This window comes from Corallococcus sp. EGB (genome assembly GCF_019968905.1).
Classification (GTDB): Bacteria; Myxococcota; Myxococcia; order Myxococcales; family Myxococcaceae; genus Corallococcus.
This window is the reverse complement of record NZ_CP079946.1, coordinates 1,442,158-1,469,144: the sequence shown is the minus strand read 5'-3', so window position 1 is coordinate 1,469,144 and position 26,987 is coordinate 1,442,158. Positions and strand designations below refer to the sequence as shown.

The following is a 26,987-nucleotide window of genomic DNA, read 5'->3' as shown; positions in this document are numbered from 1 at the left end:
GACGTGTGAGGGGGATTTCAGAACAGGGTGGACACCACGCCCACGGACACCGTGGGCATGAACTCCGCGTCGGTGGAGCGGCTGCGGAAGTCGCCACCCAGCGAGACAGCGTAGGACGTCTTCTCTCCCACGGGAATCTCCGCGCCCAGCCGGATGAGGACGGCCGCATCCAGCTTCCACGCGGGCGGCCTGCCGCCCAGTGGATCCCGCTGGACGGGGTCCATGTCGAAGGCCATGAGCGCGCGGACATCCATGTACGGCCTCCACGCGCGCGGGCTGTCGCCCTGGAAGGACATCACCAGCCCCGGGGCCACGTTCCAGTCGCGCCGGCCGCTCAGGTAGCGCGCGCCCCGGTCCTCCGTGTCCGCGGGACGCAGGAAGAACGCGTGGCCGCCGTCCACCACGAAGGCCAGGCTGGCGTTGTCGCTGTCCATCAGCGTGAGGCGGGCGCTGGCCCGCAGCTCGGTCATCAGGCCGTAGACGGTGTCCACGCCCAGCCCCAGGTCCAGGGGCTCCAGGACGCCGTACACGGCGCGCGCGGACACGAAGGGGAAGCCCAGCTCCATGCCCACGCCGATGTGTCCGGAGCCCAGTGAGCGCCCGCCGTAGAGCCCGTAGCGGTTGGGGGCCAGCGGCGGTCGTGGAGGACGGGGGGCCTTCACGCGGCGGGACGGGCGCGGGGGCTCGGCGAGCGGCGGCGCGTCGAACGACGGGGGTGGCGGGGCCCTGGACGGCGGCGGCGGAGGCGACGCGGGGGCCGGGTTGGAGGCGCCGGGGAAGGCCTCCCAGCCCTCGGCGTCGGGGATGGGCGAGGGGACCTCCTCCGCGGGTGCCGCCTGGGGGCGGGGGGGCGCCGCCGGCGCGGGGGGCGGCTCGGCGGCCGGTTGGCCGGGTTCGCTCCAGGACTCGTCAGGGACCGCGCTCCGGGGAGGCGGGGTGGGCGTCTGGGCCCGGGCGGGCATGGCCGGCGCCAGGGCCAGGAGCGTCAGGCTGAGGAGACCGGAGAGGCGCATGGTGGAGGACGGCAGGCAGCCTAGCCCACGCTCCGGCCGTGAACGAGGCCGGCCTGCCCCCCATCCCTCCCGCCATCCGGTCGCGTCAAGAAAGCGGCAGCCCCTCCACAATGCTGATGACGAAGGACGGGCACGGTCTACCATCCGCGCCCGCGCGCATGGCGTCGGTGAGGAGAGCCAACGGGATGAGGGTCGGACGGGGTGCACTGCTGATGGCGCTCGCCCTGGGCGCGTGCACCAGGCCCGGTGCGGGCACGGACGCGTCGGACGCGGGGGGCATCGGGCTGCCAGGGCGGCCGTCCACGCTGGCCATGCCTTCGTGCGAGGAGCTGCTCCCGGCGGACCTGCGCGACCTCACGCTGAACGGCTTCACGATGAAGGAGGAGCGGGCGTGTCCCACGTGCGGACCGGTGTGCTCGCTGCGCTCGGCGGCGCAGGCGGACCTGTCCGTGTCGGTGGCGTATGACTGCCAGCCGCACTACGCGAAGGCGGATGCGCGCGCGTTGCTCGCGCCCATGCTGGACGCGGACGGCGAGGAGATTCCGGGGCTGGGCCGGGCCGCCGCGCGCCGCAACCCCGTGCAGGGCATGACGCAGGTGGTGGCGTGGGATGACGACACGCCATGCGTCGTCGTCGTGACCTGGCTGGGGGATGACCCCGACCGCGCGATGGACGTGGCCCGGCTCGCGGTGACGTCGAATCACGGCGGGGTGGATCCAACGGCGGACGCAGGGACGGAACCTCCGGGCGACGCGGGGGACCACCTGCACCTGGATGCGCCGCTGGAGCCGATGAACAGCCTCACCGCGCCGCGCACGGGGACGACGGATCAGCTCTCCGCGCCTTCGCCCACGGGCACCTTGTTGCCCCCGCCCGTCGCCGCTCCGCGTCCCGCGAACGTGCGGCCCGTGGCGCCGGCTCCGCGGAAGCCCGCGCCTTCGGCGCAGTAACCCGAGACGCGCTCCCCCATCCCCGCCCTTCCCTTCGGGTCCCACGGCGGCGTGGAGGAGACCGACCGGACTTCATCGACCGGCACGACCCGCGCTGACCGCGGGCGGGGCACGGGCGCCGTCGGGCCCGTGCCCCCTTCCCCGCTACAGCGTCTCCAGGTACGCGACCAGGTCGTCCATGTCCGCGTCGGACAGCGTCGACGTCATGCCGTGCAGGTTCGTCTCGCGGCCCTTCATCAGGCGGGCCTTGAGCGTGGGGGCGCTGCCGTCATGCAGGTACGGCGCGGTGCGGCCCACGCCCAGGAGCGACGGCGTGTTGAGCCCCGAGCGGATGACCGCCACCGCGTCCTGCAGCACACCCGAGCGCACGAACGTGCCCACGTCCACGTTGGTGTTGTTCGTGAACGCCGCGCCCGAGTGGCACGTGTCGCACTTCGCCTGCGCGAAGAGCGCGGCCCCGTGCGCCTGCTGCGCCGTCAGCGGCTCGCCCTTGAACGCGTTGTCCGGCGCGGGGATGGCGTCGATGAACGCGCCCAGCTTCGCCACCGTGTCCGTGTCCAGCTCCTGGCCGCCCATGCGGTCCTTCACCGTGGCGCTCATGAAGTCCCCCAGCGCGGAGAACTCGCCGCTCCAGTGGAAGGGCGCCGTGGCCGTCGTCATGCGCCCCGCCAGGCTGGGCGTCTGGCGCGGCCCGTCCGGGAAGCCCCACACGTGGCCGTCCTCGCGGCCCTCCAGGTGGCACGACGCGCAGGACACCGCCACGGAAGGGCGGGTCATCCGCTCATCCACCGCGCTGAAGAACATCCGCCGGCCCGCCGCCGCCATGGGCGACAGCGTGTCGCCCGCGATGGCCAGGCGCTGGCCCTCCTCGCGGATGCCGCCCAGCTCGTTCCCGGAGGACACCAGCGTGCTCACCGTGTGGTCGAACGCGTTGTAGACGTACGCCTTGCGCCCGTCTCGCGTGAGCGCGATGCCGTTGGGCCCCGCGCCCACGTCCACCAGCTGGCGCACCGGGCTCAACGTGCTCTCCAGGTCCGAACCGGAGCGGCGCCACGAGGGCACGACGGCCACGTTGTTCGAGCCCTGGTTCACCAGGAACAGCCACGCGCCCGTGGGGTCCACCACCGCCGCCGCCGGCCCCTGCAGGGACTTCGTGAACGACGGGCTCGCGATGAGCGACGTGGGATAGTCCGGCTTCTCCTCCGGCGGCGGCCTGCACTCGTCCAGGTCGTCCACCACCGGCCGGGGCGATTCGCCCTCCGCGTCGAAGGTGATGAGGCCCGCGGCCACCACGCCGCCGCCCGCCGCCGCGCCGCACGGCGTCCCGCCGCCGTACATGGAGTCCCCCAGCGCCGGATCGCTGCCGTCCACGGGCCCGCCCAGGGGGTCCTCGCGCGACCACAGCACCGGCGCGAAGAGGCGCCGTCCGTCCGGAGCGCCCAACAGGTCCACCATGCCGCGCGACCGGAAGGAGCGCGGACCCGCCTGGGAAGACGGGGGCAGCGGCGCATCGGAGTTCGAGCGAGCCCCGATGGCTCCCGCGGCCAACGGCCGGTTGGCCTTCGCGAGCAGGTCCGTGCCGTCGCGCATCACCCGGGGCTGGTCCGCGTTGGACAGGTCCACCGTCATCACGTCGCCCTGGCGGAACAGCGTCACCGCCGCCTTGCGGCCGTCCTCCAGGAGCGCGATGCCGCGCGGCTCCTCGCCCAGCGGCAGCTCCCAGCGCGCGGTGAGCGAGTCCGTGTCGATGGCGGTGAGGCTGCCCCGCGCGGCGGACTCACGCGTGGCGCTGTTCACCACGTACAGCGTGCGGCCGTCCGGCGACACCGTGAGCCCCGTGGGCTCCACGCCCACCGGGATGCGCGCGGCCTCCACCGCTTCTCCCTTGCGGATGACGGACACGCTGCGTCCGCCCCGGTTCGTCACGTACACGGTGTCGTCCGGGCCCACCGTCACGCGCTCCGGACGCGGGCCCACCCGCACCTCGGACACCTTCTCCCGGCGCTCGGTGTCCACCACGGCGAGGATGCCGTTGTCCGAGTCCACCACGTAGAGCAGCGAGTCATCCCGGCTGAGCGCCACGGATCCGGAGGCGTTGCTCCAGGTGCCCGCCACCTCGCGCTCCTTGCAACCCGACAGCACCAGCGTCGTCACCGCGCACAGCGCGGCCCATCCCTGCCGTCGCATCGGAACTGCCCTCCCCGCGAAGGCGTCGCGCGCTCCTCCGGCCCCAGCATGCGCGCAAGCCCCACGGCCTGTCGGGAGCGTGCCGGCCCAGCTCACACGCCTTCCCGCGGGCCGCATGCTCCCCCAGCCGCCCCCCGGAAGTCGAACCCTTCCACACCCGCCGTGTGTCCCCCGACAGTGTCGGGAAGCATCCCCCTCCCCCCAAAAGCCGCGAGCACCCGGCCGCCGTCGCGTGTAGACACTCAGGAGTCGTGACCCGTCCCGCGCCCGTCATCCTCAGCTTCCGGCGCACGTTCGCGCTGCTCATCCTGCTGGTCGTGCTCCCCTCGGCCGGCCTGTCGGGCTTCGGCGTCGTGGCCATCATCAACGAGCGCGCCGCGGTGGAGAAACGCCTGGAGTCCGCGTGGCGGGGGACGCTGGCGGACCTGTCCGCGGAGGTGCCGCGCGCGCTCAACAGCGGGCGCCTGGTGCAGGGGGGCGACCGGCTGGCGTTCCTCCTGCCGGACGACCAGGAGCTGTCCGACCCCGAGGGCACCTTCCACGTGGAGAACGGCCTGGTGCGCACGAAGGACCCGCAGCTGGCGGAGGCCCTGGCGGCGCTGGTGCCGGAGGCCGCTTCGCTGCCCACGGTGCCCACCGTCTTCTCGCTCGCCACCAGCGGCCGCGCGGTGATGGTGGCCGCCGAGCGCCAGGGCGCCACCGTGCGGGGCGTGCGCCTGTCGAACGCGGCGCTGGACGCGCTCCTGGCGGACAAGGCGCAGGTGCGGGCCACGTCGGAGCCCGTGCGCTTCACGCTGCTGCCCGTGCCGCGCGATACGTCCGGTGAAGGCGGGCTCGTCAACCGGCTGATGTCGGAGGTGGCCCAGGCGCGGCAGAACGCGCTGGGGCCGCCGGTGCTCGCGGAGCGGGTGCTGTCCGCGCCGCTGCAGGACTTCCGCCTGGTGGTGCTGCCCACGGGCGAGGACCCCGTGGCGAGCGCCTCCACGCGCAACCGCGCCGTGTACGGCGTGCTGCTGGGCCTGTTCTACCTGACGCTCACCTTCGGCGTGGGCTACACCGCGCGAGTGCTCTACCGCGAGGCGCGCCTGTCGCGCATGAAGACGGACTTCGTGTCGCTGGTGAGCCATGAACTGCGCACGCCGCTCACCTCCATCCGCATGTTCATCGAGACGCTGGCCCTGGGCCGGCTGAAGGACCCGGCGCAGACGCAGGAGGTGCTCAACCTGCTCACGAAGGAGACCGAGCGGCTGTCGGACCTCATCGAGCGGGTGCTGGACTGGGCGCGCATCGAGAGCGGCCGCAAGGTGTACCAGCGCGAGTCCCTGCCGGTGACGGACGTGGTGGACGCGGCGGTGGCGGCCTTCCGCACGCAGCGTCACGGCGACGGCATGGAGTTCACCGTGGTGGTGGATGACGGGCTGCCCGAAGTGGACGTGGACCGCGTCGCGGTGGCGGGCGCGCTGCTCAACCTGTTGCAGAATGCCTACAAGTACAGTGGGCCCACGAACCGCAGGATCGCCCTCCGGGCATGGAGAGAGGGCGGCCACGTGAATCTGTCGGTGGAGGACAACGGGGTGGGAATCGCCAGGAAGGACCGGAAGCGCATCTTCGAGCGCTTCTACAGGGTGGACAACCTGCTCACGCGCAAGACGGAGGGCAGCGGCCTGGGGCTCGCCATCAGCAAGCGCATCGTGGACGCGCACGGCGGCCGCATCACCGTGAGGAGCGAGCCCGGCCAGGGCAGCTGCTTCACCATCCAGCTGCCGGTGGGCCGCGCATGAGCACGTCCGTCCCTTCCGAGGAGAAGCCCCAGCGCATCCTGGTCGTGGAGGACGACCTGTCCATCCTCACCGGCGTGTCCATGAACCTGCGCTTCGAGGGCTACGAGGTCCTCCAGGCCCAGGATGGCCGCACGGGCCTGGCCAAGGCGCTGGACGAGGCGCCGGACCTGCTGGTGCTGGACCTGATGCTGCCGGAGCTGAACGGCTACGAGGTCATCCGCGAGCTGCGCCAGCGCGGCCGGGACACGCCCGTGGTGGTGCTCTCCGCGCGGGGCCAGGAGGCGGACAAGATATTGGGCCTCAACCTGGGCGCGGACGACTACGTGGTGAAGCCCTTCGGCCTCCAGGAGCTGCTCGCGCGCATCAAGGCGGTGCTGCGCCGGAGGTTCGGGGCCACGGGCACCACGCAGCCGCCGGTGACGTTCGGGGACGTGAAGGTGGACCTGGCGCAGCGCACGGTGGCTCGCGACGGGCAGCCGGTGGAGTTGACGGCGCAGGAGTTCAAGCTGCTGGCGCACTTCCTCGCGCACCCGGGCCGCACCTTCACCCGCGAGGAGCTGTTGTCCGGCGCGTGGGGCTACCACTACGAGGGCAGCGCTCGCACGGTGGACAACTTCATGCGCCAGCTGCGGCTGAAGTTCGAGGCCGACCCGGAAGCGCCCCGGCACTTCCTCACGGTGCGCGGCCTGGGCTACCGCTTCGAGCGCTGAAGCAGCGGCTCACGTCCCGGCGACGCCAATCTGGCGCAGGTCCTCCAGGTCGAAGGGCTTGCCGTCGAAGCGGCCGTAGCGCTCGCGCAGCGTGAGGCCGCTGGCGACGAGGGCGTTCTCCAGCTCCTCGGGGAGGAAGTGGCGCAGCTTGAGGCGGCGGATGGGGCTGGGACCTCCCGCGGTGCGCCGCTCGCGCAGGTGCAGGGCGAAGAGGGGGCGGCGGGGCTCCACCGCGGAGCCGGGCTCGTCGTCATCGCGAGGCAGCACGGGCTCGCGCGGGGCGTTGAGCACGTCGTAGATGAACGTTCCGCCCGGAGCCAGGTGGTGGCGCACGGTGGCGAGGAACGCCTCCAGGTCATCGCGGCCGGCCATCAGGCCCAGCGCGTGCTGTGGGGCGAGCACCAGGGGGAACTGCTCCGGCAGCCGCAGCGCGCGCGGATCCGCGGCGATGAGGCGCGTGCGCTCGGAGACGTCCGGGGCCTCGGAGGCGCGGCGCTCCTCGGCGGAGCGGATCATCGCCTCGGAGGGATCCACCCCCACGGTGGTGAAGCCGTGGCCCGCGAGCGCCCAGGGCACCCGGCCATTGGCCGCGCCCAGCACGAGCACGGGCCCGCCGAGCTCCGAGGCCTGCCGTGTGTAGAAGACGAGGTCCGGCTCCTGTCCCACCAGGGACAACGGGGTGCGGCCGCGTGAGTCGTTCCCAGCCATTGCCCAGGCCCTAGCACGGTTGGGGGGCACACCGGGACTCTGGCGTTCACACAGTGGGTACAAGGTTGCCCACCCCCTGCCGCTCCACGGGCGCGCACTGCCGGTGTTCCGACGGTTGCCGGCCTCCGGGGGCTGGCACCCTCCTTGCCTTGATGCCGGCGAACAATGGGTTCGCGCCGGGGGACCTTCCCCCGGACCGGGGTGAGGTGGCCGTCGATATGAAGCAAGGGTTGCGGTGGGGGGCGCTCCTCCTGGCAGGGGCGCTGGGCTGGACGGGGTGTGGTGGGGACGACAGCGGAACGGGGCGGGTGGACGACCCGGTGGTGCCGGTGACGCCCGTGGAGGACTCGCAGCTGCCGGACGCCGGCACGCAGGTTCCCGATGCGGGCACGCAGGTTCCCGATGCGGGCACGCAGGTTCCCGATGCGGGCACGCAGGTTCCCGATGCGGGCACGCAGGTTCCCGATGCGGGCACGGACGCGGGCACCGGCACGGATGCGGGCACGGGCACCGACGGGGGCACGGGCCCGGCAGAGAAGGTGCAGACCTATCCCCTCCCCTCGGCTCCGGGGTGGACCTTCTACAACCAGGAACAGGGCGCGCCTCGCTACGTGTATGGCATCACGGCCGACCAGGGCGGCAACGTCTGGGTCGCGGGCGGTGAGGAGGGCCTGTTCCTCATCAAGAAGGGCTCCCACACGATTCAGCGCTTCACGATGTCCGAGGGCCTTCGTCCCTTTGGCCGCATGCGCGACGGCGTGGGCGGTGCGCCTCCGGGCGTTCCGTACCTCAAGGTCATCTCCGTGGCGGGCGGCCCCGCGGGCACGGTGTTCGTGGGCTACGCGGGCAAGCCGCCCAAGGCGGGCATGCCCACCTGCGAGGACGAGTGGGATCAGGCGGAGAATGACCACCGCGAGCCGGACGCGAGCGTCTACAAGAGCGGTGACGCGGACAAGGTGACGCTCAAGGCCGACGGCAGCATCGACGTCGTGCACTACGACATCCACACCGGGCCCAAGAAGGTCAGCAACGAAATGCGCGGGCGCGAGAAGCTCTGCACCATCTACCGCATCGCTTACGACCCGGTGAAGGAGGTCGTCTGGTTCGGCGGCAACCACGGCTTCGCCATGGGCAACGCGAAGTTCAACGGCATCGTTCCGTCGTACTGCTGGGATCCGCGGCCCTGGACCACGGAAGGCTTCAAGTGGGAGTTCGAGTGCGCGGGCCTCTACGAGCACGTGCACCCCGCCATCGCGGGCTCCAAGGGCGAGCTGCTGTCGGACCGCTACTTCGGCATCTCCATCACCGAGAACCACGACGTCTTCTTCGGCGGGCAGATCCGCTCCACGCGCTTCCGCTATGGCACCAACGGGGACAACTACTGGCAGGCCCAATCCGAGACGGAAAACAAGGGTTACGACTGGAACCGCTTCGACATCTGGCCTGACGCCGTGCCGAACTACCCGACCGAGGCCCAGCGCGTGGATGACAACGTCTCCGGCATGGCGCCAGCGGCCAACGATGGTGTGTGGGTCAGCTCCTTCTACTACGGCCTCGCGCGCCTGAGCGCCAACGGCACCGTGGAGACCAAGGTGATGAAGGACCTGGTCAACTACATGCCCGCCAACGGCAACACCCCCGCGATGGCGCCCACGTCCGCCGTGGCGACGGACCCGTGGGACGGCAGCCTCTGGGTGGGCGCCAACTGGTGGGGCGGCATCACGCGCCTCAAGGGTGGCAGCACCGTGAAGTACAGCACCGAGGTCTTCGGCAACGTGCTCACCTCCTCCAGCAGCGTGTCCGACATCCAGTTCGACCGATCCTCCAGCACGCGCCGCGTCCTCGTCTCCTTCGAGGGCCTCAAGAACACGAAGACGGGTGTCGTCACCCCGGGCCTCATCGGCATCTACGAAGGCGACTGACGGCGCCTCCACACCGAAGCCCCGACACGGCCGTCCTTCCCATCATGGGGAGGGCGGCCGTTGTCTTTGATGGAAAGGCGGAGGAGGTCTCCAGCACCCACCAGGGCTCGCGCGATGCTTTCATCCTGAAGTACCCCAATCAGGGGTCGCAGCCGTCCCTCTCGCACCGCGAGAAAACCATCTGCCACACACGCTTTTGACGCGCCGAGCCCGGCCGCCCTCCGGGCGGGCACGGTGTGCACCGAGAGACAGCCCGCGCGGGCAAGAAGCCGTCTAGAATCCCCGCCCGCTCATGCCCCCCGTGCCTCCCGCCCCCATTCCCACGCACACCGTCGTCGCCGCACGGGCGCAGGGAGAACGGCTGTCCGCGCAGCGCTTCCACCTGGTGCTGCTGGATACCGAACGCGCCGGCACCGTGTACCCGCTCGCGACGGAGGACCTGCGCGTCGGCAAGTCCACCGACAACGACGTCGTCATCGACCACCCGACCGTCAGCCGCAACCACCTGGTGGTGCGCCGCCAGGGTGACCGGTTCCTCGTGCAGGACCTGGGCTCCACCAACGGCACGTTCCTCGACGGCGCCCAGGTGCGAGAGGCCTACCTGCGCCCCGGCGCCCTCCTGGAAGTGGGCGACGTGCGCCTGCGCTTCAGCCCGCAGATGGCGCCCGTGCAGGTGGAGCCCACCGCGGAGGACCGGCTGGGCGACCTCGTGGGCCGCAGCGTGCCCATGCGGCAGATCTTCGCGCTCCTGCAGCGCATCGCCCCCACGGACTCCACCGTGCTGCTGGTGGGCGAGACGGGCTCTGGCAAGGGCGCGGGCGCCAAGGCCATCCACAAGTTGAGCCCCCGCGCCGCCGGGCCCCTGGTCGTCTTCGACTGCGCGAGCGTGTCCGACTCGCTCATCGAGTCCGAGCTGTTCGGTCACGAGAAGGGCGCCTTCACCGGCGCGGTGGGCCAGCGCATCGGCTGTCTGGAGCGAGCCCACGGCGGCACCCTCTTCCTGGACGAAATCGACGACCTCGCCCTGGACCTGCAGCCCAAGCTCTTGCGCGCCATCGAGGACCGCGAGTTCCGCCGCCTGGGCTCCTCGACGCCCATCTCCTTCGACGCGCGCATCGTCGTGGCCAGCAAGAAGGACCTCTGGGCGGAGACGCAGGCGGGCCGCTTCCGCGAGGACCTCTACTTCCGCCTGTCTGTCTTCACCGTCAACCTGCCGCCCTTGCGCGACCGCAAGGAGGACATCCCGCTGCTCGTGGATGCGTTCGCGGGCGAAGGCCTGTGGCCCCGGCTGCCGGAGAAGATCCAGGAGCAGTTCCTGGGACACACGTGGCCGGGCAACGTGCGCGAGCTGCGCAACGCCCTGGAGCGCGCGCGGCACATGGTGGACATCCCGGGCCTCGCGGGAGACAACCTCCTGCGCGAGTTCACCCGCGACGTGCCCGCGCCCGCCGGCGACTTCCTGCCGGTGGAGTTCACCGGGCCGTTCAAAGTGTGCAAGGACGAACTCATACGTGCCTTCGAGCGCGAGTACCTCACGCGACTTTTGGGCCGTGCCCGCGGCAACATCGCCCGCGCCGCCAGAGAGGCGGAGCTGGACCGCAAGCATCTCTATTCGCTGCTGCACAAGTACGGACTGGTCCAGAGCGAGTCTGATTGATCCTTCATGGCATGGTGCGGCCGCTGTCAGGCGTTGCCCCATTCCCAGGAGAGATTTCAATGCAGATGCGTTCGTCCCGTTGGCTTGGCGTGCTGTGCGCGGGTGTTCTGATGATGCACGCCACGGGCTGCTTCGGCTCGTTCAAGCTCACGCAGAAGATCTGGCAGTTCAACAAGGGCGTCTCCGGAAACAAGTTCGTCCAGTGGCTGGTGTTCCTCGTCTTCGTCATCATCCCCGTCTATGAAATCGGCGCGCTGGTGGACTCGCTCGTCGTCAACAGCATTGAGTTCTGGAGCGGGAGCAACCCGGTGGGCAGCGTGGAGGGCGAAGACCCGAACACGCGCATCGTGAAGCTCAGCCCCACGGACACGCTGAAGATGACCCGCGACCCGGAGTCCGGCGTCATGCGTCTGGAGTTGCAGCGCGAGGGCAAGGAGCCCGTGGTGCGCTACTTCGAGCCGCTGGAGGATGGCATGGTCGCGCGCGACGACGCGGGCGCCCTGCTCATCCGTGCCCAGGGCCAGGCGGACGGCGCGGTGAAGGTGACGGACGCCCGCGGCTCCACCGTGACGGTGCACGCGCGGGACGCGGTGGACACCGCGCGCCAGCTCTTCCAGGACGGCGGCGCTCCGGCGCTCGCGCAGTTCGCCACGCACCAGGGAGAGTTCTCCCAGGGCATGGCCTCGCTCGACGCCTGCACGCCGTGAAGTGAACCAGCAGGGCTTCCGGCAACGCTCGTTACCGGAAGCCCTGGGGCGGACTCAGGGCGCGGGCTTGTCGACCACCACGTCACCCAGGTCCGGCCCGAAGCCCGCGTCGAGCGCCTCGGCCTTGAACGTCCCCTCCATGCTGCGCCCGGCGCCGTAGCCATCACCCTTCTTGAAGGACAGGGAGAAGTCCCCGCGCGTGAGCTCACCCGGGTTGCCGCCCTCGTCCAGCACCAGGTCGCCGCGCTCCACCTGGGTGAAGACGCGCGCCGGTTCGCCCGCGGCCACGTGCACCACCGACGCGCGGTCGCGGCCGGACGGTGTGGTGCCGCCCAGCTGCACCTTCGCGCCCGGCTTCAGGTCCACGCCTTCCGTGTCCACCGTGAGCCGCGCCACCAGGTCCACGTCCAGGCCGCTGTTGCGGAAGTAGCTCACCTGGAGCGCCTCCGGGTTGCGGCGGATCTCCACCCGCGACACGTCGGTGACGGGGAACAGCTCCGACACGCTGCCGGACAGCTCGTTGTCGCCCCGGCACGCGACGGCGCCCGCGCCGCACAGCAGGCCCGAGAGCCCCAGCGCCGCCACGGCGCGTCCCGCGAGGCTCACCGCTCCACCGCCAGCGTCAGGACGCCCGTCGTCGGCACGCGATAGAGCACCACCCGCTGGCCCGTGGACAGGAACGCCAGCTTCGGCGACCAGCCGCCCGCCGTGTCCACCGTCACCTCGCGCCACTGGTCCTCCACGCGCGTGGCGATGACGAGCGCGTCGTCCGACGGCGAGCAACTGCCCTCGTTGCGCCCGGACTCCAGCGAGCAGATGTGGAACGCGATGGACGGGTCGTGCGTCTTCGGATCGAACGCCAGCGACGGATACCAGCCGCCAGAGCCCGTCTGGTACACGGGGTCCGGCGTCGACCAGTCCCCCGCCGCCGCGCACTTCGTCCCCGTCGTGCCGGCGCAGGTGATGAGCGTGAGCCGGCTGTTGGAGCGGTCCACCGCCGCGATGCCGAAGCCCACGGTGGAGTCATACGCCAGCGACGCGCCCAGCATCGTGTTACCCACCGCCTGCACCTGCACCGGCGGCGTCCAAGTGATGCCGTCCGTGTTGCGGCGCTGGAAGTACACGTTCTGCCCCGGTGCGTCCGCGGCCCCGAAGGCCTGGTCGAACACCAGCGCCGGCTGGCTGTCCGCCATCAGCATCTGGAGATGTCCGCCGTACGCGCCCTTCTGGTCGCCACCCGACGCCACCACCCGGTGCTGCCACGCCGTGGGCCCGCCGCTGGCCAGTTCCACGTCGCTGCCCGCCCAGTCCTGCTGCGGGAACTGTCCGTTGTGCCCATCGCGGTAGACGACCAGCGCCTGATTGCCGCTGAAGACGATGGAGGGATTGAGCCCGACGAGGAAGCCCGTGTCGCTCACCGGGTTGCCCGCCACGGCCTCGTCGCCCTTCGTCACGGCGATGTGCTCGGTCCAGGTGCCGTTCGTGTTGCGGTAGGACACCGCCAGGTCGCTCTGGAGCCAGAAGACGGACTTGTCACTGCCGCCGCCCAGGTAGCTCACCGCGGGCTGCCCGGACGGACTGAACGCGAGCGACACACCGTACACGCGCTGCACGGTGGCGATGGTCTCCGCCGTCGCCTGCACCTGGCCATCCTTCACCTCCCGGTAGCGCAGCTCGGAGTCCGTGTCGTTCACCTTCACGAAGTACGCAATGCCGATGCGGTCGTCCGGGCCCACCGCCATCGCGATGTTGGAGATGGCCGTCTGCTCGCTCGGCTCGGTGTCCACCCTCAGCCGCGCGAAGGGCGTCTCCGTCGTTCCGCCATCGTCCTGCGGCTTCGAGCCCGCGTCCGGGTTGGCCGGCTTGCCGCCGCCACATCCCAGCGCGAGCGCCGCCCCCAGTAGCCACGCGTGCCGTTTCATGCGGTTCTTCTCCTTGATTCAGTCGGCCTGGTTGAGGGCGCCATCCTATGTCAGCCGCGCGCGTTGTCCGTCACGCCTCGGGGTGCATTCGCATCGCACGCGGTGGGCGGCCAACCGACCCCGGCGCCATCTCCGGTGCCGTGAAACACTGGCACCTGGGTTAGGCTCGCGCGCCATGGCTCGCGCGCGTTCGCTCCCCCCGAAGCTGTCCCGGCGCACCTTCATCCAGCGGCTCACCTTCTTCGGCGGTGGCGTGGTGCTGCTGGGCGGCGCCGCGTGTAAACGTTCGAAGGAGGCGGAAGCGCCCAAGCCCGCCGAGCCCACCGGCACCACCGCCACCGGGCAGGCGCTGCGCACCTTCTCCGCCTTCGAGTACGCCGTCGTCGCCGCGGCCACCGAGCGGCTCATCCCCCGCGACGAGGACCCGGGCGCCCAGGACGCGGACGTGGCGCTCTACATCGACCACATCCTGGAGACGCAGGGCCTGGAGTCCATGCACCGCGACTTCCTGCAAGGCCTGTCCGCGCTGGAGCACCGCGCGCAGCGCATGTTCCAGAAGGGCTTCGCGCAGGCCACGCCCGCCCAACAGGACGAGCTGCTCACCCTCTTCAAGGACAGCCCGGCCGGCAGCGGCGAGGCCCACTTCTTCGAGCTGCTGATGACGCTCAGCCTGGAGGGCTTCCTGGGCGACCCGTCCTACGGCGGCAACAAGGGCCGCGTGGGCTGGCGCCTGATGGGCTTCGACACCGTGGGCACCATCGCCATGGCGCCCCCGGAGGGCTACGACGGACCCAAGTGCCTGCGCGAGTGCGGAGGTCACCACCCGTGAGCCTCTCCCAGGTGGACGTGTGCATCGTGGGCAGCGGCGCGGGCGGGGCGCCGCTCGCGCTGGAGTTGGGGCGCGCGGGCTTCAAGGTCGTGGTGCTGGAGAAGGGCCGCCACTACCAGCCCAAGGACTTCGTCCACGACGAGATCCTCAACAGCCGCCGCAACTTCTTCATGCCGCTGCCCTGGGAGGAGCCGCACCTGGTGCGCCAGGGCGCCAAGGGCCGCTACGAGCGCAGCAACGCCGCGTGGACCGCCAACTGCGTGGGCGGCGGCACCGTGCACATGAGCGGCTTCTTCTACCGCCTCAAGCCGGTGGACTTCCGCCTGCGCTCCACGCTGGGCGCCGTGCCCGGCACCACCGTGGCGGACTGGCCCATCTCCTACGAGGAGCTGGCCCCCTTCTACGACAAGGCGGAGGCGGAGCTGGGCGTGTCCGGACAGGCCGTCCCCCACCCCTTCGCCGAGCCCCGCAGCGGCCCCTACCCGCTGCCGCCCCTGGACGTGCACCCGGTGGCGGCCGAAATCGACAAGGTGTGCGCGGCCCTGGGCTGGCACGCGACGCCCACCGCGCGCGGCATCATCAGCAAGGCGTACAAGGGCCGCGCTCCGTGCGCCTACTGCGCGCTGTGCGGCAGCTACGGCTGCGAGACGGGCGCCAAGAGCAGCACGCTCGCGAGCCTCATCCCCAACGCCCTCGCCACCGGCAACGTGGAGGTGCGACCGGGCTGCATGGCGCGCTCCATTGAAGTGGACAAGCAGGGCCGCGCGAAGAGCGTGGTGTACCTGGACCCGGAAGGCGTCACCCAGGAGCAGCCCGCGAAACTCATCATCGCCTCCGCCACCGCCGTGGAGAGCGCGCGCCTGTTGCTCAACTCCACCTCCAGCCGCTTCCCCAACGGGCTCGCCAACGGCAGCGGGCTCGTCGGCAAGAACCTCCTCTTCAGCTCCTTCGGCGGCTCGCGCGCGCACTTCCGCGTGTCCAGGCAGAAGGACGCGCGGCCGTGGCTCACGGACCCGGCGCCCTTCGTCAACCGCAGCCTCCAGGACTTCTACGTGATGCCGGACGCGCGCCACGGCTTCCGCAAGGGCGGCACGCTGGGCTTCATGTGGGCGCACCCCAACCCCATCTACGCGGCGGTGGGGCTGGCCGGCAGCGGCAGGTCCGGCGTGTTCGGCAAGGAGCTGAAGGACCGCATGCGCGCGTACCGCGACTCGCGCATCCTCGAGTTCGAGATCTACGCGGAGTTCCTCCCCACGCCCGGCACGTCCGTCACGGTGGAGCCCGGGGTGAAGGACAAGTACGGCATCCCCGTGGCCGCCATCACCCTGGACCGGCACCCGGCGGACTTCGCCGCCACGCGCTTCCTCGTGGAGCGCGGGGAGGAGGTGCTGATGCGCCTGGACCCGGACCGCGTGGAGCGCGTGGGCACGCAGGGGGAGACGACCATCCTCCAGCACGGCACCTGCCGCTTCGGCGACGACCCGGCGGCCTCCGTGCTGGACAAGCACTGCCGCGCGCACGAGGTGCCCAACCTCTACGTGGTGGACGGCAGCTTCATGCCCACCGGCGGCAGCGTGCCCTCCACGCTCACCATCGCGGCCAACAGCTTCCGCGTGGCGGACCATCTGGTGCGCACGCTGAAGGGCTGAGGGCGCCCACACGCCGCTCGCGCTACTGGAGGCGCAGCGGCGTCACGTCCACCTTCATCACGTAGCGCGCCTGCATGTCGGAGTCGAACTCCACCAGGTGGTCCCCCACGCCGGTGACGTCCGCCTGCTGGGTGAAGACGCCGAACTTCTCCATCTGGTCCAACGCCGCGCGGCCCGTGGAGGCCTTGCGCTGGCGGGCGCGGCAGCCCTCTTCATGCACGGTGATGGCCGTCTCCTCGCCCGCCGCCGTCACGTCCTCCAGGAAGAAGCTCACCTTGATGGTGGACGCCTCCGGCACGCGCACCAGCACCTGGCCGCGGCCGGGGAAGCGGCCTTCGGAGTAGCTCTCCGGCCCGAGGATGCAGCCCGCGTATTGATTGCACACGGGCCAGGACGCGTTGCAGGAATCCAGCACACGCGCGCCGATGAAGTCGTCGCGCGAGCCGCCGCACGCGAACAGCATCAATCCCATCACCGCGCACGCCAGTCGCGAGACATTCCGTGTTACAACACCAGACATTCTTCTAAACCTCACCGAGGAGTGGATGTCCATGCGCCTGCGCAACCTGTGGCTGCCCCTCACCATCATCGCCCTGGCGGGCTGCGGGGGCGAGTCCGAGGACCTGCCCAACACGCCGCAGCTGCTCATCGACCGCACGGAGCTGAGCTTCGATACGGAGTTCTCCGCTGGAACCTACGTGGGGACGACGACCTTCAACACGCTCTACATCGAGAACCGCGGCCTCCAGACGCTTGAGATCAAGGAGGCCTCCCTCTCCGGTCCCAGCGTCTTCACCATGAAGAAGCCGGACACCTGGCCGGAGAACGGCCCCATGAAGCTGGAGACCTTCCAGCGCACCTTTGTCGAGGTCGCCTTCAAGCCCAACGCCGCCAAGGAGTTCACCGGCACGCTCACCCTCAAGACCAACGCCCCCAACGGCGAGACGCGCGAGCTGGCGCTCAAGGGCAAGGGCATCGCGCCGTAGTCCCGGCGGTGCCCCGGGAGGCGGCGGAGGCGTGAAGCCCCGCCGCCCGCCCGGCGCAGCTACCGGGTGAACTGGCAACCGCCCACCCACGTGCCGCCATCCTGCGTGGGCGCCGGGCACGCCGTGGGCGAGCCGCCATCCGCCGCCGTGTAGCTGCGCGGGTAGTCGCCGTAGGCGGTGCGCAGCGTGTAGTTCACCGGGGTGTAGTCCGTGCGCTCGGTGGCGCTCACCGCCACCTTGAGCGTGCCGCCCTTGATGAAGCGGCGCTCCAGGCAGGAGCACGCGTAGGGCGCCACCGTGACGCGCGTCGTGGAGGCCGTCTTCTCCAGCTGGTACAGCGCCTGGTAGCTGCTGAGCGGGGCGCTCGCGGAGGTGTGCCACGCGCGCATCACCGAGGAGCTGTAGGCCAGCGTCAGCGCGCCGCCCGTGCTGGTGGCCGTCACCGGCGTGCAGGCGCCGCCGTCCGTGGCGTTGCCGTCGCAGAAGGTCAAATCCAGCGCCAGCCCGTGCGGCGTGCCGCCGTCGGGCAGGTTGTCCACCTCCCACTGCACCAGCCACGCCGCGTCCTCCGGCGCGCTCAGCGAGGGCAGCTGGTACTCGAAGGTGTCCGTGTCGGAGGGCACCGCGTCGTAGTCCGTGGGGCCGCGCACGCCCAGGCCCGTGGCGCGGTCGTTGCCGCGCAGCCGGCCCAGGCCGTAGGACAGCTGGCCCTTCGCTTCGAAGGTGGCGTTGCCCGGCGCCGGCAGGTTGCCCGCCCCCACGCCGTTGAGCACCTTGGCGCGCGGCTGCTCCACGCCTCCGCTGTAGGCGGCGACCTCCTCCGCGTCGTCGTCCGCCCAGGACACCTCCAGCCGGTAGTCGCGGTCATCCGCCCAGTTGTTGCCGTCGTCCTGCACCACGAAGTGGTACGTCACCGTCGCGGCGTGCGCCGGCACCGGCAGCGCGCCCTGGAAGTTGCTCAGGTTGGGGAAGCGCGCGGGGTCCGACTCCTCGCGCAGCGACTGGAGGCACAGCACGGCCTCCGCGTTGTTGCAGTACGCCTGCACCAGCCCCGGCGCGTCGGGGAACTCGCGCACGTCGCGCGGGCACACCTTGGCATCGCTGGAGCAGGTGGCGCGATTCTCCGCGGTGACGGACGTGCTCACCGTGGTGAACACCAGCACCTGCCGGTCCGCCATCTGGCCCAGCGGAAGGGGCAGCGGGTCGAAGCGGGTCGTGGTGGGCACCTCCACCAGCCGGTAGCGCAGCACGCTGGGCTTCGCGTACGCGGGCAGCGTCAGCGCGAACCAGTCGCGGTCGGACACGTAGCCCAGGCGGCCGGTGAAGGACGTGGACGTCCCCGGCGAGCCCACCAGGCTGCGCGAGAAGGCGCGGGCGTAGGCGTCGTTGTCCCCGGACTGGTCGTTGGGGTCCGCCTCGTCCACCACGCGCACCTCCACCTCGTAGGGCTGGCGCAGGTCGCCCGCGGGCACGGGCTCGTTGTTGCCCCGGTAGCCCTTCACCACCAGCACCCAGGTGCCCGCCAGCTTCACCTTGCGCGCGGTGGCCAGCACGCCCGGGTGCACCTTGGGCAGCACGTTGCCCTCGGACTCCTTGTCCGTGCTGTTGGGGCGCAACAGCTCATAGGACAGGCGGAAGTTGGGCACGAAGCCCTGGTCCGGCGCGGTGATGCGCACGTAGGCGATCTTCCCCGCCGTCAGCGGGAAGCTGAAGCGGTCCACGTCGCCGTCCGTGGCCAGGTACCCCTTCGCGGTGCCCACCTGCACGGCGCCCTGCGCCGCCAGCGCGATGGGCGTGGGCGTGACGTCGTTGGGCTCGTTCGTGTCCGGGTTCTCCAGGAGCTCCACGGTGAGGCGGTAGCGGTTGCGCGCATCGTAGTTGGGGCGCGCGGGGTTCGTCGGCGCGTCGCGCACCACGACGATGAGCTGCGTATCCGGCGTGCCGTACGGCAGCACGATGTCCACCGGCCCCGGAGCGCCCGCGCCGTGCTGGTCCGACTTCGCCACCAGCGCGGTGTTCTTGTCCTTCTCCTGCACCGTGATGGACAGGTTCACCGGCGTGCTGGACGCCAGGTACGTGCCGGTGATGTGCACCAGCGTGCGCGCGTTGGCGGACGCCGGGATGCGGATGCTGTACCAGTCCTCGTCGCCCGCCTTCACGTCGCCGGTGAGCGCCAGGAAGCGCTCCAGCGGCACGCCGGGCTTCAACTCACAGTCCGCGTTCGTCAGGGCCTCGTCGCGGCTGTTGCAGAGGTCCTCCACCACGCCCGTGCCAGCGTCCGGAGTGTCGTCCCCGCCGGAGGAACAGGCGGCCAGGAGCAGGAGCGCGAACGGGAGCAGTCGGGTGCGAAGGCGCATGGGGGACCCAGGAGGCAATCAGGGGACGGGCGAGAGGGTCGGGACGACGCCGGGGCAGCCGTCCACGAAGTCCTCGGGGTTCACGCGGACCACGCCATCCGGAGGCGACTTGATGCCGCCCACCGGGTAGCGCACGGAGTCCACGCGGAAGGTGCGCACCAGCGTGCGCGCGGTGGGGTCATCCGCGGGCAGCATGGCCACGGAGAGGTAGATGTCGTTGTAGCCCGCGCCGCGCTGCACCGTGCCGGCGTCCACGCCCCCGTCCACGCCGCCGTCGGCGATCATGGCGATGGTGGGTGCCAGGAGCACGTTGTCCACGCGGAAGCGGTAGCACTGGCGGCCCTGCGCATCCACCGGGCCGTCCGCCTGCATGCTGTAGCGGTACGCGTCCGAGGCCAGGTTCGCGGTGTCCACCTGCAGGGGCCGCATGTGCATGCGCACCTCGCTGCGGTTGACCAGACCGTCCGTGTCCGGATCCTCGTCCAGGTCCTTGCTGGAGCCCTGCGTGCCGCCGCGCCACTCCATGCCGTCCGGGATGCCGTCGCCGTCGCTGTCCTGGAGCGTGGCGTTGGTGCCGATGAACTGCTCGTCGCAGTCCAAGAGGCCGTCGCAGTCGGTGTCCACGCCGCGCAGCGCGGGCGGGCAGCCCTTGTCCAGGCCGCCGCCGTCCGGGAGCGCCACCTGCGTGGGATTGAAGTCCACGCCGCGGTCGCGGAAGTACACCTCCACGCCGTCGCTGAAGCCGTCGCCGTCGGTGTCGCGCAGGTTGGGGTTCGTGCCCAGCTCGTACTCGCGCGCGTCGCTGAGGCCGTCGCCGTCGGTGTCCGCTTCGCCCAGCGGGCTGCCCGGGGGCGCGGAGAAGTTGGAGGCCACGAACTCCTTCACGATGAAGGCGCGGCGCACCTGGCCGAACTGGAAGTTGAGGAAGTTGATGGGCTCGTTGTTGCGGAAGTCGCGGAAGTTGCCGCCGCCCAGCGTGGCCATCTTCTCCAGGCGGTCCGCGTTCTGGTTGATGATGAGCAGCGGGCAGCCGCCGTCCCCGAAGCCGCCGTCCTCCGACACCAGGTCGCACACGGACGGCACGGGCTGGGTGGGGTTGAAGACGTGCACGGTGTTGAAGCGCACGTCCTCCACCAGGTCGCGCAGTTGGCGGATGCGCACCACCGCGTCGCCGCGGATGAGCTCGTCGTCCTGGTTGTTGGTGGGCTTGCCGTCCGACAGGAAGATGACCGAGTAGCGCGCCTGCGCCAGCGCCTCGCCCCCGCTGGGCTGCTGCCGCGCCCGCGCGATGTCCGTGTTGATGAGCGAGTAGATGTCCGACAGCGGCTTGACGAAGTCCGTCGAGTCGCGGTTCGGCGACGTGTCCGTGTTGCGGAAGGTGAGCAGCTTCTCCGTGAGGATGGCCTTCGCGGTGGCGTCCAGCTTCGACACCTGCACGAAGCCGTCCTCCAGCGGCGGTCCCGGGTTCTGCGTGAGGAACGCCGTGGTGCTGCCCGCGAAGAGCATCACCGCGATGGAGACCTCGTCGTCCTGCGGGAGGTTCTCAATCAGGTCCACCAGCGCCGTGGCGCGCGTGCCGTCCGGATCGCTCACGCGCATGGACTGGCTGGCGTCCATGGCGACGATGATCTTGATGGGCCGGACGACCTCATTGGCGCCCAGCGTGCAGAAGCGCCCCTCCAGCGACACGGCCCGGTCCGCGGGCACCTCCGTGTCGCGGCGCGGGTCGAAGAGGTACGTATCCGTACAGGCCACCACCACGACGAGCCCCACCAGGGTGAGGAGCCACCAACGTCCCGCGCGGCTCACGGCGACGCGCCTCCCTGCGACGGCGACACGCCGACGCAACTGCCCTGGGTCTTCCAGGGGTCCACCAGTTGATCCGGCCGGCGGAAGTCACCGTCATCCAGGGCCAGGTCGGGCCCCAGCGGCACGCGCACGCTGGGCGGCGCGTACTGGGCCCACGCGCACGCGGTGCGCCAGACGCCGTAGTCCGTGGCCACGCCGCTCTCCGGCGCCTCCGCGAACCACACCTTGAACAGGTTGTAGCCCTGCTTCACGCCCGCGCGGTCCGGCGGCGTCACCAGCTGCAGGTTGGACACGGTGAAGTCGTAGCAGACGCCGTCCGTGTCGTTGCCGCCCTCGACCTTCTTCACCTCGTACTGGATGCCGTACTTGTCGTGGAAGAGCCGGTCGCGGCGGGTGGGGTCGCTGCCGGCCCGCAGCTCCTCGTCATCCGGGATGCCGTCGCCGTCGGTGTCCAGGCCGGCCACGTTGGACTGGAGCGGGTTCAGGCCGTACTTCGCCTCCAGCCCGTCCGGCGCGCCGTCGCCGTCGCTGTCCACGATGCCCTGGCGCGTCTTGAGGTAGTCCTCGGCGAACTGCGACAGCCCGTCGCCGTCCGTGTCGCGGCAGACGCAGTTGGGCGTCAGCGGGGACTTGGGGTCGCAGCCGCGCGCGTCCAGGTCGTTGCCCGGCTTGAAGCCCTGGTCCATGCGCCGGTACTCGAAGCCGTCGCTCAGGCAGTCCCCGTCGCTGTCCATGATGAAGGGGTTCGTCTTCAGGGTGAAGCTGTTGTCCAGCGCGTCCGGCACGCCGTCGCCGTCGCTGTCCAGCACGCGGCCGTCATCCCCCGGCGCGGAGCTCAGGGGCTCCACCAGCAGCGTCTTCATCACGTTGGGCGACGCGAATGAGGAGTAGTCCAGCGCGCCCAGGCCCAGCTCGGAGATCTCCGCCGTGTCGCTGAACTCCTGGTACACGCCGTTGCCCATCTCCGCGAAGCGCTTGAGCAGGTAGGAGGCGATCTTCTTCGCCGCGGCCGGGTACTGCGCCTCCGGGACGCCCGGGTAGGTTCCGTAGATGTCCTGGCAGATGGGGCCGCACGCGCGCACGGCCTCCTCGTTGAAGAGCAGCACCGTGTGCATGCGCACGTCGCCCACGTTGTACTGCGTCTTGAGCTCCATCAGCCGGCGCACGTAGCTGAAGAGCTGGTAGTTCTGGTTGCGGTCCGTGCCCACCTCGAAGCCGTTGATGGCGTCGGTGGTGCTGGTGGCGTTGCAGAAGCTGCTGATGGAGTCGCGCCAGGTCAGGTCCGGCGTGTCCGGCCCCGCGTAGACGGACAGGTTGTCGTTGGCCGAGCAGCGCGGGTACGGCGTGCCGTCCGTGAGGAACACGACGACGTAGCGCGTGCGCGGCAAGAGCTCCGGCGTGGACTGGGACACCGCCTCGATGTCACTGGCGATGAGGCTGTACGCGTACGCGAGCGCGCCCTGGTAGTCCGTGCCCTTGCCCAGCTGGGACTGCAGGCCTTCGATGTAGCCGTTGATGTTGCCCGGCGGCGCGAAGCGGTCCCCCGTGGAGGCCGGCGGCCAGGTGTTCTTCACGTTCGTCTCGAACGGGGCGATGGCGATGCTGATGTTGCCCTCGCGCCGGTCGTTGATGCGCTTGAAGCCATTGACCAGGTTCTTCAGGGCGCGCACGCGCGCGGGCTCGGTGACGCCCGGCGGGATGATGGCCTGCACCTCCGCGCGCTCGCAGAAGCCGCTGCCCTCCTGCGAGCCCGGCGGATCCGACACGCACATGCTGCCGGACTCGTCCACGACGAGCACCACCTTCACCGGGAAGCCGGTGGGGTTCGCCGGGCGCGTGCACACCCGGCCGGTGAGCTTCAGCCGGTCATCCAACTGGGACTGCTCCTGGGCGCGCGGCTCCAGGAGCGTGTCGGAGCAGGACAGCACACCCAGGGCCAGGAGGCCGGTCGCAAGGAGCGGGACGACGAGCAGACGGCGCATGCGATGCGGGCCTCCTGGCATGGGGGACATCCTTCTTACGCCTTCTTGCGGCGGCGCAGCAGCAGGCCGAGCACGCCGGCGCCCAGGGCCGCGGCGCTGCCACCCGCGGGCAGCGACGTGCAACCGCCGCCGTCGGAGTCCTGCTTGCCCACCGTCACGAAGAGGCTGGACACGGAGCTGCGCTGGTCGGGGAACACGCGGTCCGCGAAGGCCAGACGCGTGGAGACCTGCAGTTCGTACTCACCCTCCTTGTCCGGCTTGAAGTTGGGCACGCTGCCATCCACGTACTGGTACTCCCAGTGGCGGCTGTAGGTGACGGCGCCCTTGGGGTTCTCCACCACCGCGGTGGAGCCGGAGGGACGCTTCACCACCGTCCACGTGTACTCGATGGCCGCGCCGTTGCGGTTGGCGAACAGGGGCGGGCGCACCGCCATGCCCGTCTTCTCCACGTTCAGCAGGCCGCCGGTGCCCACGCTGAAGGGCGCCTTCGGGTCGAGGCAGTCGTTGGGGCGGTCCTTGTTGAGCACCACGCAGTAGCGCGTGTCGCACGCGTCACCCAGACCGTCGCCGTCGTCATCCGCCTGGTCGCGGTTGGCCACCAGCGGGCAGTTGTCCACGGCGTTGAGCACGGAGTCGTTGTCCATGTCCGGGTCGCACGCGTCGCCAATGCCGTCCCCGTCCGCGTCCTTCTGGTCCGGGTTGGGCAGGCCGGGGCAGTTGTCCAGGTTGTCGGAGATGTTGTCGCCGTCCGCGTCCACGCGGCACAGGCTCACGTCCTCCGGCAGCTTCTGGTCCGGGTTGGCGATGAGCGGGCAGTTGTCCACGCCGTCCTTGTACCCGTCGTTGTCATCGTCGTCGTCGCAGACGTCGCCGATGCCATCGTGGTCGTTGTCCGCCTGGTTGGCGTTGGGGATGGAGGGGCAGTTGTCCTCGCCGTCCAGCTTGCCGTCGTTGTCGTCGTCCGGGTCGCACGCGTCGCCGATGCCGTCACCGTCGGTGTCCAGCTGGTTCGCGTTGGAGACGGCCGGGCAGTTGTCGCACGCGTCGCCCGCGCGGTCGCCGTCGCCATCCGCCTGGTCGCGGTTGGACGTGAACGGGCAGTTGTCCTTGTCGTCCGCCTTGCCGTCGCCGTCCGCGTCGTCCGTGTACGACAGCGTCTTGCCGTCGTCCGTGTACGCCACCCAGATGGAACAGCCACAGCCACAGCCGCAGCCGCCACCCTCCTCCTTGGGGCGACCGCACTCGTCTCCGAGGCACTCCGGGTTGTCCGGGTTCTGCTGCTGGGCCTGCACGGTGCGGGGGCTCAGCACCAGGAAGGCGCCGAGCGCCAACAGGGGGGCAATGCGACCGTTCATCATGGTGACTCCTTTCACAACCCGACGCCCTAGCAAGAGGCGATCCCGCGTCTGTAGGAGTTTCAGGGTCAGGAACTTCAAGGGGTTGCGCGTTCGCAAGGGACTGCTACAGGATGGGTGTGGGGGGGACACCCCATTGAGACTGTGGGGGACACCCCACGCCCGGGGCCTGACTCAGGTGCCCACGATGAAGTCGTTGGAGACGAGGGGGACCATGCCCGCGGGGGTGCGGCCCGTGTCCGGGTCGTAGTGCATCTCCTGGATGAAGAGGGAGCCCACGCCGGCGCCGCGCGGATCATTGTCCCGGCCCACCTGGAGGTAGAGGTAGACCTCGTTGGTGCCCGCGGGAATCACCTCGCCGGGAATCAGCGGGTGGGGGCGCTCCAGGGTGGGGACCAGCGAGACGTTCTCCACGCGCGTGCGGTAGCAGGCGCGGCCGCTGGTGCCGGTGGGGGGCAGCGGGACGATGGAGTAGCCGTAGCCGCGCTCGCGGTGGAAGTCGAGGTCGGCGCTGAGCGGGTCGCCGTGGGCCTCCACCTCCTGCACGTTGGAGAGGCCGTCGCGGTCGCTGTCGAGCAGGTCCTCGGCGACGAGCGGGTTCGTCTGGGACAGGGCCTCCACGAGGTCCGGCAGGCCGTCGCCGTCGGTGTCTCCCACGCAGGGGTCGGTGCCGAGCACGCGCTCCTCGCAGTCGTTGAGCCGGTCGCCGTCGGTGTCCTGCACCACGCTGCAGCCGCTGATGACGTCCACGGCGAGCGGGTCCAGGCCCATGCGCAGCTCGACGCCGTCCATGAGGCCGTCCTGGTCGGTGTCGGGGACGGTGGGGTCCAGCCCCATGGCGCGCTCGTCGTCATCCCCCACGCCGTCGCCGTCGCTGTCGATGTACATCTGGCCGTTGCGCACCTGCACGTTGCGGTTGAAGGCCAGGAAGCGCTTGAGCTTGAGCGCGTTGCCGAGCGCGCCGTAGTCCAGCCGCGCGAGCGCGTTGGGCAGGCCCGCGAAGTCCGTCTCCACGGGCGCGCTGCCGCCCGCGTTGGCGATGGCGGCCACCTGGAGGCGGGTGACGGGGTCCGGCGTCTGGCCCCGGACGTAGACGGGCTGGACGCTGACGTCGCCCGCGCCCAGCTGCTCCACCAGCCCCTTGAGCTCGCCCACCACGGCGGTCAGCTCGCACTGGCTGCACGCGGCGTTGCACCCGGCCTGGGCCTCCGGGGTCGCGTTGCAGCCGGCCGCCTGGGACAGCGCGGAGCAGCGGCGGTCGATGCCGATGTTGTACGCCGGGTTGTCACAGCTCACGTCGGAGCTGCGGATGACGGGCGCCACCACGTAGCGCGTGCGCGCGACCTCGCCCTTGCAGGAGGCCTGCATGTCGCCGGACAGGAGGCTCTTGGAGAGCCGCAGCGCGGAGCGGATGCTGATGGGGCCCTGCTGCTGGTAGCTGGCGTAGCGGGGCAGGACGGACTGGAAGGCGGCCGCGTCCGTGAAGCTCCCCTGCAGGCCGGTGGCCACCGAGTGGAAGGCCACGAGCCCGAAGCGCACCTGCGGCCCGGTGAAGCGCGAGGCGAGCGTGGTGAGGCCGTCCACCGCGGAGCCCACGACCTCCGGCTCGACGCCGGTGCCGCCCTGGAGCGCGAACACGACCTTCACGGGGAACGCGTCGCCGGTGGCCTCCGGGACGCAGAGGTCGCCCGCGAAGTTGACGCGGTCCCTGGTGCCGCCCGCGCGGTCGTCAATCGAATAGAGACCCGAGTCGGTGCACGACAGGCACAACGTTGGAATCAGGAACCAGGCGACCCGGGGGGAGGAACGCATCCGTCGGATTGTAGACCTCAGCTCCCCCACCTGACGCAAGCGACGCGAGGGATGGCTCCGCACGAAGTCACGCCCCCGGGCCCACACGGCCCTGCCCGAAGAAGAACAGACGCCGCCAGCCACGCTGGAATGTCCACATCCTGCCTGGAACCAGCTTCAAACAGATTCCTGGTCTTACCGGGATGGTTCCGATTCCTCGAAAAGGAAAGACATTGCCCATGCAGTCCAATCCCCAAGGAGCAAGCCATGAAGAAGACGCACATGAAGGTCGGCGGGACCGTGGCGATGTTCGTGCTGGCGCTGGGCGCGACGGGCGCGATGGCGCACAACCGTGAGGTGAAGAGCCACGACCCGCGCATGGCGGTATCGATGGAAGAGGTCGTCATGGTGTCGAAGACGGGCCCGCTGGCGGGCGGCTCCGGCTCCGGCTGCGGCTGCGGCTTCTTGAGCAACATCCTGGGCAACACCACCGGCGGCCTGCTGGGGAACACGACGGGCACCCTGCTCGGCATCCTCGGCAACGTGCTCGGCGGCGGCACGACCGGCAACTGCGGCTGAATCGGCCCGCCCTCACAACCCCCTGAAGCCATGTAGCGGCTCATTCAAGACACCCCCGACGCCGGAGGCCCATCTCCGGCGCTCGACATTGGA

General features: G+C 70.7%; 21 protein-coding genes. 10 read left to right on the top strand and 11 right to left on the bottom strand.

Translation table 11 applies throughout. The annotated features are described in order from the left end of the window. Positions 1 to 17 precede the first annotated feature (17 nt). On the bottom strand, positions 18 to 1,013 hold the full coding sequence (locus tag KYK13_RS06055; RefSeq protein WP_223646975.1) for a hypothetical protein: 996 nt from the start codon (positions 1,011 to 1,013) through the stop codon (positions 18 to 20). Between the two features lie 185 nt (positions 1,014 to 1,198). Here KYK13_RS06055 and KYK13_RS06050 point away from each other — a divergent pair, with 185 nt between their 5' ends. Then, entirely contained in the window at positions 1,199 to 1,963 is a 765-nt protein-coding gene (locus KYK13_RS06050; RefSeq protein WP_223642675.1) for a hypothetical protein, read from the top strand. Between the two features lie 144 nt (positions 1,964 to 2,107). On the opposite strand, the gene KYK13_RS06045 is transcribed toward KYK13_RS06050, so the two are convergent. Beyond that, positions 2,108 to 4,150: a c-type cytochrome gene (locus KYK13_RS06045; protein ID WP_223642674.1), complete on the bottom strand. Its 2,043-nt coding sequence runs from the start codon at positions 4,148 to 4,150 to the stop codon at positions 2,108 to 2,110. A gap of 251 nt (positions 4,151 to 4,401) precedes the next feature. On the opposite strand from KYK13_RS06045, the gene KYK13_RS06040 reads away from it, so the two are divergent. Together KYK13_RS06040 and KYK13_RS06035 are read left to right on the top strand one after the other, a co-directional pair. Then, positions 4,402 to 5,931, top strand: coding sequence for a cell wall metabolism sensor histidine kinase WalK (locus tag KYK13_RS06040; RefSeq protein ID WP_223642673.1), 1,530 nt, complete (start codon positions 4,402 to 4,404; stop codon positions 5,929 to 5,931). Continuing rightward, positions 5,928 to 6,641, top strand: a complete 714-nt coding sequence (locus KYK13_RS06035) for a response regulator transcription factor (RefSeq protein WP_223642671.1) — start codon at positions 5,928 to 5,930, stop codon at positions 6,639 to 6,641. The genes KYK13_RS06040 and KYK13_RS06035 overlap by 4 nt, the downstream gene beginning before the upstream one ends. 9 nt (positions 6,642 to 6,650) lie before the next feature. On the opposite strand, the gene KYK13_RS06030 is transcribed toward KYK13_RS06035, so the two are convergent. Beyond that, a complete protein-coding gene (locus KYK13_RS06030; protein WP_223642669.1) occupies positions 6,651 to 7,349 on the bottom strand; it encodes a bifunctional 2-polyprenyl-6-hydroxyphenol methylase/3-demethylubiquinol 3-O-methyltransferase UbiG in 699 nt (232 codons plus the stop codon). Positions 7,350 to 7,567: 218 nt separating this feature from the next. On the opposite strand from KYK13_RS06030, the gene KYK13_RS06025 reads away from it, so the two are divergent. From KYK13_RS06025 to KYK13_RS06015, 3 genes are all read left to right on the top strand, one after another. Beyond that, on the top strand, positions 7,568 to 9,271 hold the full coding sequence (locus tag KYK13_RS06025) for a hypothetical protein (protein WP_223642666.1): 1,704 nt from the start codon (positions 7,568 to 7,570) through the stop codon (positions 9,269 to 9,271). A gap of 292 nt (positions 9,272 to 9,563) precedes the next feature. After that, positions 9,564 to 10,928 (top strand): sigma 54-interacting transcriptional regulator, encoded by a 1,365-nt coding sequence (locus tag KYK13_RS06020; protein ID WP_223642664.1) that lies wholly within the window; start codon positions 9,564 to 9,566, stop codon positions 10,926 to 10,928. 65 nt (positions 10,929 to 10,993) lie between these two features. Next, the gene (locus KYK13_RS06015; RefSeq protein ID WP_223642662.1) at positions 10,994 to 11,635 is read left to right on the top strand and encodes a DUF3332 domain-containing protein; all 642 of its coding nucleotides are present in this window, start codon (positions 10,994 to 10,996) and stop codon (positions 11,633 to 11,635) included. 54 nt (positions 11,636 to 11,689) lie between these two features. Here KYK13_RS06015 and KYK13_RS06010 read toward each other — a convergent pair whose 3' ends face one another. Together KYK13_RS06010 and KYK13_RS06005 are read right to left on the bottom strand one after the other, a co-directional pair. Continuing rightward, positions 11,690 to 12,241 (bottom strand): hypothetical protein, encoded by a 552-nt coding sequence (locus KYK13_RS06010; protein WP_223642661.1) that lies wholly within the window; start codon positions 12,239 to 12,241, stop codon positions 11,690 to 11,692. Then, positions 12,238 to 13,557, bottom strand: coding sequence for a hypothetical protein (locus tag KYK13_RS06005; protein ID WP_223642660.1), 1,320 nt, complete (start codon positions 13,555 to 13,557; stop codon positions 12,238 to 12,240). The genes KYK13_RS06010 and KYK13_RS06005 overlap by 4 nt, the downstream gene beginning before the upstream one ends. Positions 13,558 to 13,732: 175 nt before the next feature. On the opposite strand from KYK13_RS06005, the gene KYK13_RS06000 reads away from it, so the two are divergent. Together KYK13_RS06000 and KYK13_RS05995 are read left to right on the top strand one after the other, a co-directional pair. Beyond that, positions 13,733 to 14,386 (top strand): gluconate 2-dehydrogenase subunit 3 family protein, encoded by a 654-nt coding sequence (locus tag KYK13_RS06000; RefSeq protein WP_223642659.1) that lies wholly within the window; start codon positions 13,733 to 13,735, stop codon positions 14,384 to 14,386. Continuing rightward, positions 14,383 to 16,035: a GMC family oxidoreductase gene (locus KYK13_RS05995; RefSeq protein WP_223642658.1), complete on the top strand. Its 1,653-nt coding sequence runs from the start codon at positions 14,383 to 14,385 to the stop codon at positions 16,033 to 16,035. Before KYK13_RS06000 ends, KYK13_RS05995 begins: the two co-directional genes overlap by 4 nt. A 22-nt stretch (positions 16,036 to 16,057) precedes the next feature. Here KYK13_RS05995 and KYK13_RS05990 read toward each other — a convergent pair whose 3' ends face one another. Continuing rightward, positions 16,058 to 16,507: a hypothetical protein gene (locus KYK13_RS05990; RefSeq protein ID WP_223642657.1), complete on the bottom strand. Its 450-nt coding sequence runs from the start codon at positions 16,505 to 16,507 to the stop codon at positions 16,058 to 16,060. 79 nt (positions 16,508 to 16,586) lie between these two features. On the opposite strand from KYK13_RS05990, the gene KYK13_RS05985 reads away from it, so the two are divergent. Continuing rightward, positions 16,587 to 17,021, top strand: coding sequence for a hypothetical protein (locus KYK13_RS05985; RefSeq protein WP_223642656.1), 435 nt, complete (start codon positions 16,587 to 16,589; stop codon positions 17,019 to 17,021). 59 nt (positions 17,022 to 17,080) lie between these two features. Here KYK13_RS05985 and KYK13_RS05980 read toward each other — a convergent pair whose 3' ends face one another. The 5 genes from KYK13_RS05980 to KYK13_RS05960 all read right to left on the bottom strand — a co-directional run bounded on the left by KYK13_RS05980 (position 17,081) and on the right by KYK13_RS05960 (position 26,336). Further along, positions 17,081 to 19,378 carry a hypothetical protein gene (locus KYK13_RS05980; RefSeq protein ID WP_223642655.1) on the bottom strand — a complete coding sequence of 766 codons (2,298 nt, stop codon included), beginning with the start codon at positions 19,376 to 19,378 and terminating at the stop codon, positions 17,081 to 17,083. Between the two features lie 18 nt (positions 19,379 to 19,396). Further along, positions 19,397 to 21,187, bottom strand: coding sequence for a vWA domain-containing protein (locus KYK13_RS05975; RefSeq protein ID WP_223642653.1), 1,791 nt, complete (start codon positions 21,185 to 21,187; stop codon positions 19,397 to 19,399). After that, positions 21,184 to 23,169 carry a vWA domain-containing protein gene (locus KYK13_RS05970; protein WP_223642651.1) on the bottom strand — a complete coding sequence of 662 codons (1,986 nt, stop codon included), beginning with the start codon at positions 23,167 to 23,169 and terminating at the stop codon, positions 21,184 to 21,186. The genes KYK13_RS05975 and KYK13_RS05970 overlap by 4 nt, the downstream gene beginning before the upstream one ends. 35 nt (positions 23,170 to 23,204) lie before the next feature. After that, positions 23,205 to 24,527, bottom strand: a complete 1,323-nt coding sequence (locus KYK13_RS05965; protein ID WP_223642649.1) for a thrombospondin type 3 repeat-containing protein — start codon at positions 24,525 to 24,527, stop codon at positions 23,205 to 23,207. Positions 24,528 to 24,698: 171 nt separating this feature from the next. Next, positions 24,699 to 26,336 carry a calcium-binding protein gene (locus KYK13_RS05960; protein ID WP_223642647.1) on the bottom strand — a complete coding sequence of 546 codons (1,638 nt, stop codon included), beginning with the start codon at positions 26,334 to 26,336 and terminating at the stop codon, positions 24,699 to 24,701. A gap of 246 nt (positions 26,337 to 26,582) precedes the next feature. Between KYK13_RS05960 and KYK13_RS05955 the strand changes: the two genes are divergently transcribed. Beyond that, positions 26,583 to 26,894 (top strand): hypothetical protein, encoded by a 312-nt coding sequence (locus KYK13_RS05955; protein ID WP_223642645.1) that lies wholly within the window; start codon positions 26,583 to 26,585, stop codon positions 26,892 to 26,894. Positions 26,895 to 26,987 lie beyond the last annotated feature (93 nt).

Excerpts from the sequence above, each read along its gene's own strand:
- KYK13_RS06055 (WP_223646975.1), bottom strand. The coding sequence starts at position 1,013 with ATGCGCCTCTCCGGTCTCCTCAGCCTGACGCTCCTGGCCCTGGCGCCG.
- KYK13_RS06050 (WP_223642675.1), top strand. The coding sequence starts at position 1,199 with ATGAGGGTCGGACGGGGTGCACTGCTGATGGCGCTCGCCCTGGGCGCG.
- KYK13_RS06045 (WP_223642674.1), bottom strand. The coding sequence starts at position 4,150 with ATGCGACGGCAGGGATGGGCCGCGCTGTGCGCGGTGACGACGCTGGTG.
- KYK13_RS06035 (WP_223642671.1), top strand. The coding sequence starts at position 5,928 with ATGAGCACGTCCGTCCCTTCCGAGGAGAAGCCCCAGCGCATCCTGGTC.
- KYK13_RS06030 (WP_223642669.1), bottom strand. The coding sequence starts at position 7,349 with ATGGCTGGGAACGACTCACGCGGCCGCACCCCGTTGTCCCTGGTGGGA.
- KYK13_RS06025 (WP_223642666.1), top strand. The coding sequence starts at position 7,568 with ATGAAGCAAGGGTTGCGGTGGGGGGCGCTCCTCCTGGCAGGGGCGCTG.
- KYK13_RS06020 (WP_223642664.1), top strand. The coding sequence starts at position 9,564 with ATGCCCCCCGTGCCTCCCGCCCCCATTCCCACGCACACCGTCGTCGCC.
- KYK13_RS06015 (WP_223642662.1), top strand. The coding sequence starts at position 10,994 with ATGCGTTCGTCCCGTTGGCTTGGCGTGCTGTGCGCGGGTGTTCTGATG.
- KYK13_RS06005 (WP_223642660.1), bottom strand. The coding sequence starts at position 13,557 with ATGAAACGGCACGCGTGGCTACTGGGGGCGGCGCTCGCGCTGGGATGT.
- KYK13_RS06000 (WP_223642659.1), top strand. The coding sequence starts at position 13,733 with ATGGCTCGCGCGCGTTCGCTCCCCCCGAAGCTGTCCCGGCGCACCTTC.
- KYK13_RS05990 (WP_223642657.1), bottom strand. The coding sequence starts at position 16,507 with ATGGGATTGATGCTGTTCGCGTGCGGCGGCTCGCGCGACGACTTCATC.
- KYK13_RS05985 (WP_223642656.1), top strand. The coding sequence starts at position 16,587 with ATGCGCCTGCGCAACCTGTGGCTGCCCCTCACCATCATCGCCCTGGCG.
- KYK13_RS05980 (WP_223642655.1), bottom strand. The coding sequence starts at position 19,378 with ATGCGCCTTCGCACCCGACTGCTCCCGTTCGCGCTCCTGCTCCTGGCC.
- KYK13_RS05970 (WP_223642651.1), bottom strand. The coding sequence starts at position 23,169 with ATGCGCCGTCTGCTCGTCGTCCCGCTCCTTGCGACCGGCCTCCTGGCC.
- KYK13_RS05965 (WP_223642649.1), bottom strand. The coding sequence starts at position 24,527 with ATGATGAACGGTCGCATTGCCCCCCTGTTGGCGCTCGGCGCCTTCCTG.
- KYK13_RS05960 (WP_223642647.1), bottom strand. The coding sequence starts at position 26,336 with ATGCGTTCCTCCCCCCGGGTCGCCTGGTTCCTGATTCCAACGTTGTGC.
- KYK13_RS05955 (WP_223642645.1), top strand. The coding sequence starts at position 26,583 with ATGAAGAAGACGCACATGAAGGTCGGCGGGACCGTGGCGATGTTCGTG.